This is a genomic window from Bacillus sp. UMB0728, from assembly GCF_002858875.1.
Classification (GTDB): Bacteria; Bacillota; Bacilli; order Bacillales; family Cytobacillaceae; genus Bacillus_AB; species Bacillus_AB infantis.
Window position 1 is genome coordinate 168870 of record NZ_PKLA01000005.1, and the last position, 13045, is coordinate 181914.

Sequence of the window (13045 nt, forward strand, 5' to 3'; positions counted from 1 at the left end):
CATAATTTCAGAATGAGCCACTTGACCTGTCCCCCTGGCTCACCACCCAATAGTATGGAGGCGAATATAACTTGAAATCATATATTCTAAGAATAGAATTAGAAGGGTCAAACCCATTAATATGGAGAAGAGTCGTCATGCCAGCCGGAGCGACGTATAAGAGGCTTCATGATGTCATCCAGAATGTGACCAATTTTCGAAGTGGTTATCCTTATGACGGTTATCATCTTTTTGAGTTTGACCTGATTGAGGACCAGAGGATTGTTACAGATAATGAAGAAGCTTATCTTGAGCATCAGCATTTTAAGAAAAACAAGGCCATGTATGCAGAGCGGCTTAAATCAATGCCGGTAGAAATGTTGGATTTTGAGAAGAATTATCAGGAAAGATTGAAGATTGAAGTGCGCAAGCCTAGCGGTTTAAAAATCGATGATTATCTGGAAAAATATAAGGAAATCAAATATTCCTATGATTTTGGTGACGGCTGGCGTTTTAACGTGAAGCTTGAGCAGACTGTCGATGACTACTACTTTGGTTTTCCAACCCTGCTTGATGGAGCAGAAACAGCACCCCCTGAAGATGTGGGCGGGCTGCCTGGATTCTATGAATTTCTAGAAGTTTATCAGGATGAGAAGCATCCTGAACATGAGGACATGAAAGTTTGGGCAGAAACGATGTATTTTCGGGAATATGATCCTGATTCCCTTAATAGTAGACTAAAAGGGCTTCATTATAAGAAAACTGAGTGGGATAAGATTAACCACGAAAGATATGAAGTTATTGAGGATAAGTATCGGAAGTGAGCCAGGGGGACAGACCCCTTGGCTCTTTTTGAAATGGGCCAAGGGACCTGACCCCCTGGCCCACCCCCGTGCAGGAGTTTTCATCTCCTGGTCGAATAGGTATTATGAAAGCCAGGGACTGCATGGCTGGATGGCTGGTCCCTGCGGCTAAAGAATGGAGGTGCCAAATGCCTAGACAGGCAAGGAAGAAGAGTATGACCGGAATATATCACGTCATGTTAAGGGGGATCAATAAGCAGACGATTTTTGAAGATGATGAAGACAGGAGGCGATTTATTTATACGGTATTGAAGTATAAGAAGAAATATGATTTCGATCTTTTTGCTTACTGCCTTATGGATAACCACGTTCACCTGCTGCTGAAAGAAAAAGAAATAACTTTATCAGATATAATCAAAAACCTCAGCTCAAGCTATGTTTATTGGTATAACACTAAATATGATCGCAGCGGCCATCTATTTCAAGGCCGGTTCCGAAGTGAAAATGTTGAAACCACACCTTATTTCCTCAAAGTAATCCGCTATATTCACCAAAATCCTCTGAAAGCTGGTCTGGCCAGGAATGCATTCTCCAGTAAGTGGACAAGTATCCATGAATATACTTCTCCATCAAGCCCATTAAACACCGCGGCTGCCCTTAAATTATTCTCCCAAAACAAAGACGAATCCATAACCTTATTCAAAGAATATATGAATGCACTAAACCAAGATGAATGCCTGGAGGATAACCCGCGTTCACGCAAAACAGATGAACAACTGATCAGCTATATACGAGAAATCGGAATTCATCATACCAGTATGCTGCAGCAAATGAATAAACCTCAGCGAAATACGATCTTAAGAGAATTAAGAAAACTAGAAGGAGTCTCGGACCGGCAAATATCGAGAGTTACGGGGGTATCGAGAAGCATTATTCAGAGATTAGGCTGAGCCGCAGGGACAGGTCCCGTGGCTCATTTGGGAAAGTGGGCCAAGGGACCTGACCCCTTGGCCCAACCCCTTGGCTCAACCCCACTGGCCCAAAACGAGCCAGAGGGCCTGACCCCCTGGCCCAAAACGAGCCAGAGGGCCTGACCCCCCTGGCCCAAAACGAGCCAGAGGGCCTGACCCCCTGGCCCAAAACGAGCCAGAGGGCCTGACCCCCTGGCCCAAAACAAGCCAGAGGGCCTGACCCCCTGGCCCAACACCCCCCCGCCCAAATTCCCCTTTGATTTTTCCCAATCCTTGTCATATAATAAAAACTAAATAAGGATGATAATCATTATCAACTGAAATGACTGTTTATAGAGACAGAGAATTAAGAGGATTAGCTATGAAACTACGGGTTTTGGCAATTGCTGCTTTTGTGTTGTCTGGTGTGTCGCTTTTTATTGGGGCGATTGATATTGGGATAGGTGATTTGCTTGATTGGGAGTCGGATGAGGCGCAGATTTTCCTGATCAGCCGGGTGCCGCGTTTGATGGCGATTATTCTGGCTGGGGCGGGGATGAGTATTGCGGGTTTGATTATGCAGTCTTTGAGCCGGAATAAGTTTGTGTCGCCGACGACGGCCGGTACGCTGGATGCCGCGAAGCTGGGGATTTTGATTTCGATGCTGTTTTTTACGAATGTGACGTATACGCAGCAGGTGCTTTTCAGCTTTGCGTTTGCTTTGGCGGGGACATTTGTTTTCATGCAGATTCTCGATCGGGTGAAGTTCAAGGATGTTATTTTTGTGCCGCTGATCGGGATTATGTATGGAAATATTTTATCCTCGATCACGACGTTTTTTGCTTATGAGGCAGATCTTCTCCATAATATTTCTTCCTGGCTGATGGGGAGCTTCACGTTAGTGATTTCCGGCCGGTATGAGCTTTTATACATAAGTGTTCCAGCGGTGATCCTGGCGTATATTTACGCAAATAAATTCACGGTGGCAGGAATGGGCGAGGATTTTGCGAAGAATCTGGGCTTGAGCTATAAGGTTGTGCTGAACCTGGGGCTGATCCTGGTTGCCATCATTTCCACTACTGTCGTGCTGACAGTCGGTGTTATTCCGTTCCTGGGGCTGATTGTGCCGAATATCGTTTCGCTTTATCTGGGCGATAATTTGCGCAAATCCATTCCGCATACCGCTTTATTGGGGATTGTGTTCCTGCTCATTTGCGATATCATCGGGCGGATTGTGATCCATCCATACGAGATTCCGGTCAATGTAACAGTGGCAGTCATCGGCAGTGCGATCTTCTTAATTATGCTGTTTAGGGGGAGAGCATATGCGAAAAAATAGTACGAAACTGATATTCCTTGCCGTGCTGGCCATTGTTAGTATATTATTCTATGCTTTTTACGATATTAAAGGCGGCTTCGACTACGCCTTCCCAAGGCGGATGATGAAAATAGCTGCCATGGTGATAACCGGAACCGCGATTGCGTATTCGACCGTCGTGTTCCAGACGATCACCCATAACCGCATCCTGACGCCTTCGATGATGGGGCTTGGCTCCATGTATGAAGTGGTGCAGACCCTGATCTACTTTTTCGGCGGATCAATGTCTGTCTGGGTGCTCAATAAATATTTGAATTTCGGCACAGCGATTTTTGCGATGGTCCTGTTTGCGCTGCTGCTCTATCGGTTCTTATTCAGAGCTGACAAATATCCTATATATCTGCTTCTGTTGATCGGGATGATCATCGGGACACTGCTCGGCAGCCTTGTGACTTTCCTGCAGGTTATCATCGATCCGGTTGAATATTTAAGCCTTCAGAGCCGCTTGTTTGCGACTTTTACCAATGTGAAATCTGATTTATTAATGATTGCAGCCGGCATTCTGCTTGTGGCGTTCATTTACGGATTCCGCATCATGGGCCAGCTGGATGTGATGTCGCTCGGACGCGACAATGCGATGAATCTTGGCATCAATTATGACCGCATGGTGATGAATATCCTCATCCTGTCGTCCGTGCTGATTGCCACTTCGACCGCATTGGTGGGGCCGATTACCTTCTTTGGCCTGATCGTAGCCAATCTTTCTTATCAATTTCTGGTTACCTATAAGCATTCAGTGCTGATTTTGGGTGCCAGCCTGATCAGTATCATTGCCCTGGTCGGCGGGCAGTTCCTTGTGGAACATATTTTTGAACTGCGCACCACATTAAGTGTGATTATCAATTTTGTCGGCGGTATTTACTTTATTTACTTATTATTAAAAGAAAGTAGGTCAGCAGGATGATAGAGATCAAGGGTCTTACAAAGCATTTTGGCAAAAAGCCTGTTGTGGAGGATGTGTCGGTCACAATCGAGCCGGGGACGATTACGTCATTCATCGGACCGAATGGGGCCGGGAAATCGACGCTTCTTTCGATGGTTAGCCGTCTATTGGATTCAGATACAGGTGAAGTTCTGCTGGATAAAAATAATATTAAAAAATGGAAGTCAAATGGATTCGCCAAACGCGTTTCCATTTTGAAGCAGTCCAATTATATCAATGTCCGTTTGACCGTGCGCGAGCTGGTTTCGTTTGGCCGCTACCCGTATTCAAAAGGCCGCCTGACAGCAGAGGATGAAAAACTTGTTGAGCAGGCGCTGGAATATATGAATCTGCTGGAAATGCAGGATCAGTTTCTGGATGAACTGTCAGGCGGGCAGAAGCAGCGTGCGTTCATTGCCATGGTCATTGCGCAGGATACGGATTATATTTTGCTTGATGAGCCGCTCAATAACCTTGATATGAAGCACTCTGTCCAGATTATGAAAATTTTGCGCAGGCTGGTCGATGAGCTTGGAAAAACGGTTGTCATTGTGCTGCATGATATTAATTTTGCGTCTGTGTATTCGGACCGCATTGTCGCTTTGAAGAATGGGAAGCTTGTGAAAAACGGGAAGACCCATGAGATTATTAACTCTGACGCTTTGCGGGAAATTTACGATATGGACATTCCTATTCAGGAGCAGAATGGATGCCGAATCTGTGTTTATTTTAATTCACATGCTTGAAAAATTTGTGGGCAGTTTCTGCAAAATAGTCTACTAGAAGGCTGTTTTGCGGAGACTGTATTTTTTTTACAAAAAATCAAAATTATTTATAAATCTAGTTGACTTTGAGATTTGCCGGCTCTATAATGAGAATTGTTATCAGTGATAATGATTATCATCATCAAATACCAAATACATAGCAAGGGGAGAACGACAGATGAAAAAATGGAAAATCGCGTGTGCACTACTAGCAGCTTCACTCATGCTTGCAGCATGTGGATCCGATGAGGAAGCCTCAGGAGAAAAAGAAGTTAAGCCTGCAGCTGAGCAGACTTCCGGGGCAGCAGCTGAGCAGAATGGTGCTTATCCAATGACGGTATCTCCAACGGTGGCTTCTGTCGAAGGGGAAGAGGGCGCTGAACCGTACAGCTTTGAAGATATAACATTCGAAAAAATGCCGGAAAACATCGTTGTCTTTGATTACGGTTTCCTGGATACATTGGATGCACTCGGCGTTGAAGGAATCACAGGGGTTGCAAAAGACTCTTCATTGCCGGATCAGCTTGAAAAATATACTTCTGACGAATATACAAGCGTGGGCAGTTTAAAAGAGCCGCTGCTTGAAGATGTTGCCGAGCTTGACCCGGACGTCATTTTCATCTCAGGACGCCAGTCACCATTCTATGAAGAGCTGAGCGAAATTGCACCGGTCGTATTTGTTGGAACTTCACAGGAAGACTATTGGGGCACATTCCAGTCATCTGTTGACCTGGCAGCGAAAATGTTTGGAAAAGAAACTGAAGCAGAAGAATATATGGCGAAGATCGATACAGCTTTAGAGGAAGTCAAAACGCTGTCTGGAAACTATGAAACATCATTAGTGACCATGTATAACGAAGGGAAATTGTCCGGCTTTGCTACAAACTCCCGTTACGGCTACATCTATGATCAATATGGCTTCAAGCCGGTAACAGAAGATATCGAAGCTTCATCCCACGGATCAAACTTCGGTTTCGAAGCACTACTGGAATTTGATCCGCAGGTATTATTCGTAATCGACCGCACAGCAGCCGTTGGCGGCGACTCCAACATCAAAGCCGATATGGAAAATGCCATCATCAAGAAAACAGAAGCCTACAAAAACAAGAAAATCGTATACCTCGACGGGCCGCTTTGGTACCTGAGCGGAGGCGGACTCCAGTCCGAACTTTCAAAGATCGAAGAAGTATTGGCTGAGTTGAAATAAAAGTGAGCCAAGGGGTCGGTTCCCTTGGCTCTTTTTTGAGACAGGGCCAGGGTGGCGGGTTCGTTGGCTCTTTTTTGAAGCTGGGCCAGGGGGTCGGGTTTGTTGACACTTTTTGAAGCTGAGCCAAGGGGTCGGGTCCCTTGGCTCTTTTTTAAGACTGAGCCAGGGGGTCGGGTCCGTTGGCTCTTTTTGAGACTGGGCCAGGGGGACGGTTCTGTTGGCTCTTTTTGAGAATGTGCCGCGGGACCTGTCCCTATGGCACATAGGGGAGTGATTTCATGAAGAAGATAAATGATTATATTGATTCGGTGTTCTATAAGGAGGATGCACTGCTGGAGGAAGTTCTTTCATCCATCGTGGAAAATGGGATGCGGTCTATCTCTGTTTCGCCATCCACAGGAAAGCTGCTGACGATGCTGGTCTCGATTTCAGGTGCTAAAAATGTACTGGAGATTGGAGCGCTTGGAGGGTACAGCGGAATTTGCCTTGCAAGAGGATTCGGCAGCGAAGGAAGATTGACTTCACTTGAACTGGTGGCAAGTTATGCAGAACTGGCACATAGAAATTTAGTAAAAGCAGGCTTCGGTGATCAGGTGTCCTATCTGACTGGACCAGCTTTGGAAAGCCTGGACCAGCTTGAGGATGACAATAAGAAGTTCGATTTCTTCTTCATAGATGCCGATAAAGAGAATTATGAAAACTACCTCGAGCATTGCATTCGTTTGGCGGAAGAGGGAGCATTGATCGTTTGTGACAATGTACTCGCAAAAGGTACGGTAGCCGACGAAAATGCAGAGCCCACACGCCATACCGAATTTATGAAAAAGTTCAACCAAGCTGTTGCTGACCACCCGAGGCTGGAATCTGTATTGGTGCCAATTGGGGATGGTCTGACAGTATCTAGGGTGAAGTGAGCCGAGGGGACAGGTACCGTGGCTCATTTTGAAACTGGGCCAAGGGGTCTGTCCCTATGGCTTATTAATTGGAGGGATATAGATGTTTGTACAGATACGCAAATGGACATTGACAGAAGGAAATGCTGATAAGATTCTTGATCGTTTTCAAAAGAAGCCTGGTGAAGGGCCATCTCTGATTGAGCAGCGAGAAGGATTCATTGGCCGTGAGCTGATGGTGAAGAATGCCCGCCGCGGAGAAGAAGAGGTGGTAATGATCATCCGCTGGGAGTCAGAAGAAGCATGGAAAGCATGGGAGAAGAGTCCGGAGCATATTGCGGGGCATAAGAACAAGATTAAAGAGAATGGCGGGAAGCCACCGAAGCCTGAGTATGTCATAGATATGGAGATTGGTAATTATACGGTGGTTGAGTGAATTTGAGCCTAGGGGACAGACCCCTTGGCTCTTTTTTGAGAATGGGCCAGTAGACCTGACCCCTTGGCTCCTACAAGGCTTTCTTTGAATTCTTACTGCTATACATATGGTGGTCAGCAATCTTGATTAACTCAAATAAGTTTTTGCTGTCATCTGGATAGAGGGCAGATCCAATAGAAAGTGTAATAGGCATTTTTACTTCCTTAGATAGATCTTTTATTTTCTCTTCGAGTTTTTGCAGAACGGTTTGCATTTCTGCCTCGTCATTGGATTGTCCGATGAGCAGAAATTCGTCACCACCCCAGCGGGCGACGATATCACTTTGTCTTGCTGTTTCAGCAAGTGCTTTGCTGATTTTAGTCAAAATCATATCGCCTGTAAAATGCCCAAAGGTGTCATTAATCACTTTAAAATTATCACAATCAACTATTACTACGAAAAGTTTATTGTTCATTTTTTCTGTTAGGTTAGATAGTTTTTTAAAGTTGCTTAAGATATATCTTCGATTGTATGTCCCTGTCAGTTCATCTTTCTCCGAATAAAATCTCACTTTGTCATACTGTTTGCCAGCCCAATAGCCAAACCAGATTAATAAGGGATATGTATACAAATCCAGAGGCTCTACTTCTCTATCACGGAGATAGTAATAGAGGATATATACGGAGTGAAATAATAACAAACTCAAACTTCCGATGATTTTACCAGTATGCTTCATTATCGCTCACCTTTGTAGTTGAAAAGTTTGTATTTATCATATCATGTGCTCGTAGATATTTGTTATTTCGATATAAAGTTTTTACAATTAAAGAAAGTTTTTCCTTTTATAAAATTCTTTATGGTAAAGTGATATTTATAGAATGAGCCAAGGGGACAGGTCCGTTGGCTCTTTTTGAGACTGGGCCAGGGGGTCTGTCCCGGTGGTTCAAAACGAGGGCTCCGCCCCATATTGAGGTGCCAAATGATTAAGTTAATTAGAAAGATACCAGGATTTGTTTTAAGTCTCGTCTTTGGAATATTACTGGGGGCAATCGTCAAGTATTTAGATACAGTCTCTGTTGATGGGCACTGGGGGCGCAATATCCTAAGCTATTCAGGGGATATTTTTACAAGGCCCGGCATTTGGGTATTGATCGGGACCATTTTGGCAGCGTATAGTAAAAACATTGTTACGAGCGGCTCTGAATACGTTCCTGTTCTTTATTGGTATGCTGATAAGTTATTATGTGTATTCTGCCTATTTATTCGGATTTTTTCCAACGAGTTATTTTCTTCTATGGGGCAGTATAGCCATCGTATCTCCTTTCTTGGCTATGATTGTTTGGATAGCTAAGAATGACCCACGTCTAGCTTTTGTCCTGCCGGCTCTCCCGATGGGACTTTTATTAAGCCTTGCCCTGGGAATAGGTCTATTTTATGTGGATGTATCTTATGTAGAAGAGTTAATGATGTACATCGTTCTATGCATCATCTTTTATAAAACAGGTAAGCAAATGGCTATTGTCGTTATTCTTTCATTCGTTGTGGCTATTATTTTCGGCCTGTATAGTCCAATTCAATTTTGAGCCAGGGGGTCTGTCCCCCTGGCTCTACCCCTGGCTCTATCCCCCCAGCTTCTCCGGATTCATAGTAATATAAATCTCCGCAATACGATCTTCAAAAATCGAAAAGCTTATGGTGCTGTGGATGCGGCCGTTCATGTAGTTGACCATGGCAGGCTGGCCATTGACGGTGGTGAGGGTAAATTGCACTTCATTGGATAAATTGCGTGTAATTCCCTGTAAGAAGGCGAATACCCTCTGGCGGGTCAGAATCGGACGTACGGCTGCTTTGACTTTTCCGCCGCCGTCGGAGTAGAGTGTCACATTTTCTGAGATGAGTTCGAGCAGGTCTTCTGTACGTTCTGTTTGGAATGCGAGGATGAAGCGCTGGATCAATGAGAGGTTCTTTTGATAATCCAGGCTTTCTCCTTCGGCTGCGGCCATTTTCTGTTTGGAGCGGCTGAACAGTTTGCGGCAGTTTTCTTCTGTTTTTTCAATCATTCTGCTAATCTCCGAATATGAAAAGCCGAACGCCTCCCGCAGCAGCAGGACTGCCCGTTCATGAGGGGTGAGATGCTCCATCATCCGTAAATAGGCGATGCTTAAATACTCCTTTTCCATGAGGATTTCCGACGGATTGGCTCGCTTGTCTCCCGCCGACAGGAGGGGCTCCGGGTTCCAGGGACCGATGTACTGCTCTCTTTTTACCCTCGCAGATCTTAAAAAATCGATGCAGCGGTTTGTCATCATTCTGCATAAATAAGCCTTCTTGTTCTCAACCTCCAGTTCAGGCAGCTGATAAGCCCGAAGGAAGGTTTCTTGGATCAGATCTTCGGTTTCTGAGACGGAGCCGGTCATGCGGTAGCCGAGAGAAAATAATAACGGCTTATACAGCACATAATCTTCATCGCTAATTTGCATGCTTGATCCTCATTTCTTTATCAATCACTTCCAGAGCGGCCTGTTTTCCGCTTTCCGCTGCAGCCTCTGACAATATGAAAGAAGGCGAGGCCCAATCTCCAGCAGCGTAGAGCCCGGGGAGGATGGCGGAGCTGCGGGTAAATAACGATGTGTCATTGACCATTGGCAATCGGCCATTCACCGTTATTTGTGGAAGGCATCTCTTCGTAATGATATATTTCTGCCAGCCAGGCTGTATTACCTCTAAAAAATTCTCCAGATTCCTTTTTTCTTCAGTAGCATCAATGGACTCATCGGGATGATGGTATTTCAGCACATGGAGAATGGTGCTTTCTCCTTTCTTTGACAGCCGGGCATAGTTAGAGTGAACAGAATAATAGTAGGGTGCATCGATTCCCATGGCAAATAAGTTTTCCGGATTGGGAAGCCTGGATAATGCAACATCCAATGCGGCCGCTTTGATGGGTTCAAAGTGATTGAAAGGCAGCTTGGCAGATTCGCCGAGCAGGTCATTCAGTGCTTGAGGGGGGCCGGTATAAATGATGTTACTGCAATAGATCGGTTCCTGATTGGATACTGTGATCTGCCACTGGCCGTTGTCCAAAGCAGTCAGCTGCTTCACATTTGCACTGGTCTGAATCAGTACATAGTTGGTCACGGCTTGGTTGTACAGCTGATCAATGATGGATTGCCACCCATCATCCACATAAATCACACCGCCCATGCCGATTTGCATGTGGGCCAGCATGACGCTCGCACTGATTTGTTCGGGGGCATGGGAATAGCTCACAAGGCGTCCGAGTGTAAAAAGAAGCTTTTGGTTGTTAGGAGTCTTCGTTGTTTCGTGCACAAATTGATGGAAGGTTTGATTACTGTATTGGCCGGGCTGCAGCTTCTGAATCTTGCGCAGAATGCCTATCCATTCTATTTTTTCTTTCCAATTTAGAAGCTTTGACTGCAGGACCCCGTTGGGTGAAAAAGGTGCCGCAAAGGAGTGGTGGCCATCCATCAACAAACCGCCTAGTTTAGGGGCACTGCCATTAATCTCTATGCCCAATTCTTTGAGGATGGGTAATGCTCTTCCTTTTTTATAAAGAGCGTGGGGTCCTATATTAAAAAACTGGCCGCTGATGATATCCGTTTTTGCACGCCCCCCGGCAGACTTCGCTTTTTCAAGCAGCAGAGTCTTCATCCCTGCTTTTCCTAAAACAGCTGCTGAAACAAGGCCGGCTAAACCGCCTCCTATAATGACAGTATCCCAATGATTTTGAGTCATAAATATCCCTCCTGTTTTAAATTCATTCTTATGACGGTTGAAGGAGGAGTTTTGTGACTGATGAGCCAAGGGGACAGGTCCCTTGGCTCTTTTTAAAATGGGCCAGAGGACCTGTCCCCTTGGCTCAAAGAAGAGAAAAAAGGATTATTAGGAGGATATTCGACAGAGACCAGCGAAACAGAAAATATGGAGTCATAGGGTGATGGTAAGATGAGCCACGGGGTCAGACCCCTTGGCTCGTTTTGAGATGGGCCAGGGGGTCTGTCCCCATGGCTCTCCCCATGGCTCATAAGGGAGGGTGAAACATGAACTTAAGTAATTTCAAAAGTGCAATTGATGCCGCGATTCTCGACAGAGGGCATGATTATTATATAGACGGGCGCTTGGAGCATATAGAAACCAATGCTGAAAATAAGTATTTTTTCCAAGCGGAGGGGACGGATATTTATGAGGTTTGGGTTGAGGTTGAGGAAGATGGGGAGATTGCCGATTCGGAATGTGATTGCCCCTATGACTATGGCCCGATCTGTAAGCACCAGGCTGCAGCTTTTTACCAGCTGGCGGGAATGTTGGATGGAGTTAAGCAGGAACATAGGGCAGTGAAAAAAACTGAGAAAGTTCCCGCTCTGGAAGAGGTCCTGGCTGATTTATCAAAGGAAGAATTGGTTCAAATTCTTCTGGAAGCCGCCTATTATGATGAGGGACTTGAAAGAAAACTCTTATTGAAATATGTAAAGGGAGGCAGCAAACAAGAGCTGAAGGCATGCAAAAAGCTGATCAAGGATATTGTGAGGGAGTATAAAGGCAGGGGCGGGTTTATTACTTCCAGAAACGCTGGCCGGTTTACGATCGAGCTGGAAACAGTCCTCGAAAAAGCGGGTGATGTCAGTGATCCGGAGCTGGCTGCAGATATGTCTTTGTTACTTCTGGAGGAAGCTATAGCTTCCTTTCAATATACAGATGATTCAGATGGAGACGTTGGTTTTCTAATCAAGGGAACTCTCGAGAAGATTGAGGAAATCGCCATGGATGCAGCTGGAAGTGACCAGAGGGAAGTGGTGTTCAACAAGCTATTGAAGGCTGCAAATAGTAACATGTTTGATGGCTGGGACGAATTCCAGATTGACCTTCTCCAAATTTGTCTGATATTTGCCTCGACTGATTATTATAGAGAACAATTAAGAAATATTATTGAGTCCCAGCTACTAAGAGAAGCGCCGGATGATAGGTATTCGAAATACAGGAAGGAAAGCCTGCTTCAGCTATTATACCAGCTGCTTGATCAGTATGGGCCGGCAGAGGAAGCGATGAAGTTTATGCAGGAGCACCTGCACTTTTCCTCTTTTAGAAAGCAGCTGCTGGAGAAATATCTGGAGGAAAGCCATTACGAAAAAGTCATCGAAGTTGCTTTGGCTGGAGAGGACCAGGATAGAGAGTATGCTGGACTGGTAACCAAGTGGAAGGAATACCGGTACAAAGCATATAAAGCCCTTGGAAGGAAAGAAGAGCAGCAATCATTGGCGAGGGAACTGTTTTTAGATGGCGACTTTGGCTTGTACGGGGAGCTGAAAGAGCTTGGAAAAGAGAATGAACGGTTTTATGAGAAGCTTAAGGAAGAGCTGAAGGGGAATAATAGATGGAATAATGAACGCCTCCTGCTTCAATTGATAGAAAAGGAAAATGATACGGAAGAGCTTATGATCTTTGTCCGGAAAAATCCCAGCTATATTGAAAAATATGCCGGAAAGCTCGCAAACCATTATAAGGAAGAAGTTACCGGGATTTACAGGGTATATATCTATAATGAAGCAAAATCTGCATCCAATCGAAGCCAGTATCGGGAGGTTTGCCGGAAGTTAATTCATTTTAAGAAACTTGCCGGGAAGCCGGAGCAGGCTGAAATCATTGAAAGGCTGGCAGAAGATAATAAAAGAAAGCCCGCTTTTTTGGACGAGCTGGAGAAGATACGGTGATGTGA

General features: G+C 45.1%; 14 protein-coding genes. 11 read left to right on the forward strand and 3 right to left on the reverse strand.

What is annotated here, in order from left to right; all coding sequences use genetic code 11:
* Positions 1–71: 71 nt before the first annotated feature.
* The 8 genes from CYJ37_RS20130 (at position 72) to CYJ37_RS20170 (ending at position 7332) form a co-directional block, all read left to right on the forward strand.
* Positions 72–803, forward strand: a complete 732-nt coding sequence (locus CYJ37_RS20130; protein WP_180827395.1) for a plasmid pRiA4b ORF-3 family protein — start codon at positions 72–74, stop codon at positions 801–803.
* Positions 804–970: 167 nt separating this feature from the next.
* Positions 971–1732: a transposase gene (locus CYJ37_RS20135; RefSeq protein WP_180827396.1), complete on the forward strand. Its 762-nt coding sequence runs from the start codon at positions 971–973 to the stop codon at positions 1730–1732.
* Between the two features lie 382 nt (positions 1733–2114).
* Complete coding sequence (locus tag CYJ37_RS20145) at positions 2115–3071, forward strand: ABC transporter permease (protein ID WP_101551398.1); 957 nt, start codon at positions 2115–2117, stop codon at positions 3069–3071.
* Entirely contained in the window at positions 3058–4014 is a 957-nt protein-coding gene (locus tag CYJ37_RS20150) for an iron chelate uptake ABC transporter family permease subunit (protein WP_009792007.1), read from the forward strand. The genes CYJ37_RS20145 and CYJ37_RS20150 overlap by 14 nt, the downstream gene beginning before the upstream one ends.
* Complete coding sequence (locus CYJ37_RS20155) at positions 4011–4778, forward strand: iron ABC transporter ATP-binding protein (protein ID WP_101551400.1); 768 nt, start codon at positions 4011–4013, stop codon at positions 4776–4778. Before CYJ37_RS20150 ends, CYJ37_RS20155 begins: the two co-directional genes overlap by 4 nt.
* A gap of 196 nt (positions 4779–4974) precedes the next feature.
* Complete coding sequence (locus CYJ37_RS20160; RefSeq protein WP_101551402.1) at positions 4975–6003, forward strand: siderophore ABC transporter substrate-binding protein; 1029 nt, start codon at positions 4975–4977, stop codon at positions 6001–6003.
* A gap of 278 nt (positions 6004–6281) precedes the next feature.
* The gene (locus tag CYJ37_RS20165) at positions 6282–6917 is read left to right on the forward strand and encodes an O-methyltransferase (protein WP_101551404.1); all 636 of its coding nucleotides are present in this window, start codon (positions 6282–6284) and stop codon (positions 6915–6917) included.
* Between the two features lie 82 nt (positions 6918–6999).
* Positions 7000–7332, forward strand: coding sequence for an antibiotic biosynthesis monooxygenase family protein (locus CYJ37_RS20170; protein WP_101551405.1), 333 nt, complete (start codon positions 7000–7002; stop codon positions 7330–7332).
* Between the two features lie 70 nt (positions 7333–7402).
* On the opposite strand, the gene CYJ37_RS20175 is transcribed toward CYJ37_RS20170, so the two are convergent.
* Positions 7403–8047: a GGDEF domain-containing protein gene (locus CYJ37_RS20175; protein WP_101551407.1), complete on the reverse strand. Its 645-nt coding sequence runs from the start codon at positions 8045–8047 to the stop codon at positions 7403–7405.
* Positions 8048–8290: 243 nt separating this feature from the next.
* Here CYJ37_RS20175 and CYJ37_RS27820 point away from each other — a divergent pair, with 243 nt between their 5' ends.
* The gene (locus CYJ37_RS27820; protein ID WP_257964258.1) at positions 8291–8662 is read left to right on the forward strand and encodes a hypothetical protein; all 372 of its coding nucleotides are present in this window, start codon (positions 8291–8293) and stop codon (positions 8660–8662) included.
* A gap of 268 nt (positions 8663–8930) precedes the next feature.
* Here CYJ37_RS27820 and CYJ37_RS20185 read toward each other — a convergent pair whose 3' ends face one another.
* Both CYJ37_RS20185 and CYJ37_RS20190 read right to left on the reverse strand, forming a co-directional pair.
* On the reverse strand, positions 8931–9791 hold the full coding sequence (locus CYJ37_RS20185) for an RNA polymerase sigma-70 factor (protein WP_101551409.1): 861 nt from the start codon (positions 9789–9791) through the stop codon (positions 8931–8933).
* Positions 9781–11067, reverse strand: coding sequence for a phytoene desaturase family protein (locus CYJ37_RS20190; protein WP_101551410.1), 1287 nt, complete (start codon positions 11065–11067; stop codon positions 9781–9783). Before CYJ37_RS20190 ends, CYJ37_RS20185 begins: the two co-directional genes overlap by 11 nt.
* A gap of 53 nt (positions 11068–11120) precedes the next feature.
* On the opposite strand from CYJ37_RS20190, the gene CYJ37_RS27400 reads away from it, so the two are divergent.
* A complete protein-coding gene (locus tag CYJ37_RS27400) occupies positions 11121–11270 on the forward strand; it encodes a hypothetical protein (RefSeq protein ID WP_022543421.1) in 150 nt (49 codons plus the stop codon).
* A 102-nt stretch (positions 11271–11372) separates the two neighbouring features.
* Complete coding sequence (locus CYJ37_RS20195) at positions 11373–13040, forward strand: SWIM zinc finger family protein (RefSeq protein WP_101551412.1); 1668 nt, start codon at positions 11373–11375, stop codon at positions 13038–13040.
* Positions 13041–13045: the final 5 nt, after the last annotated feature.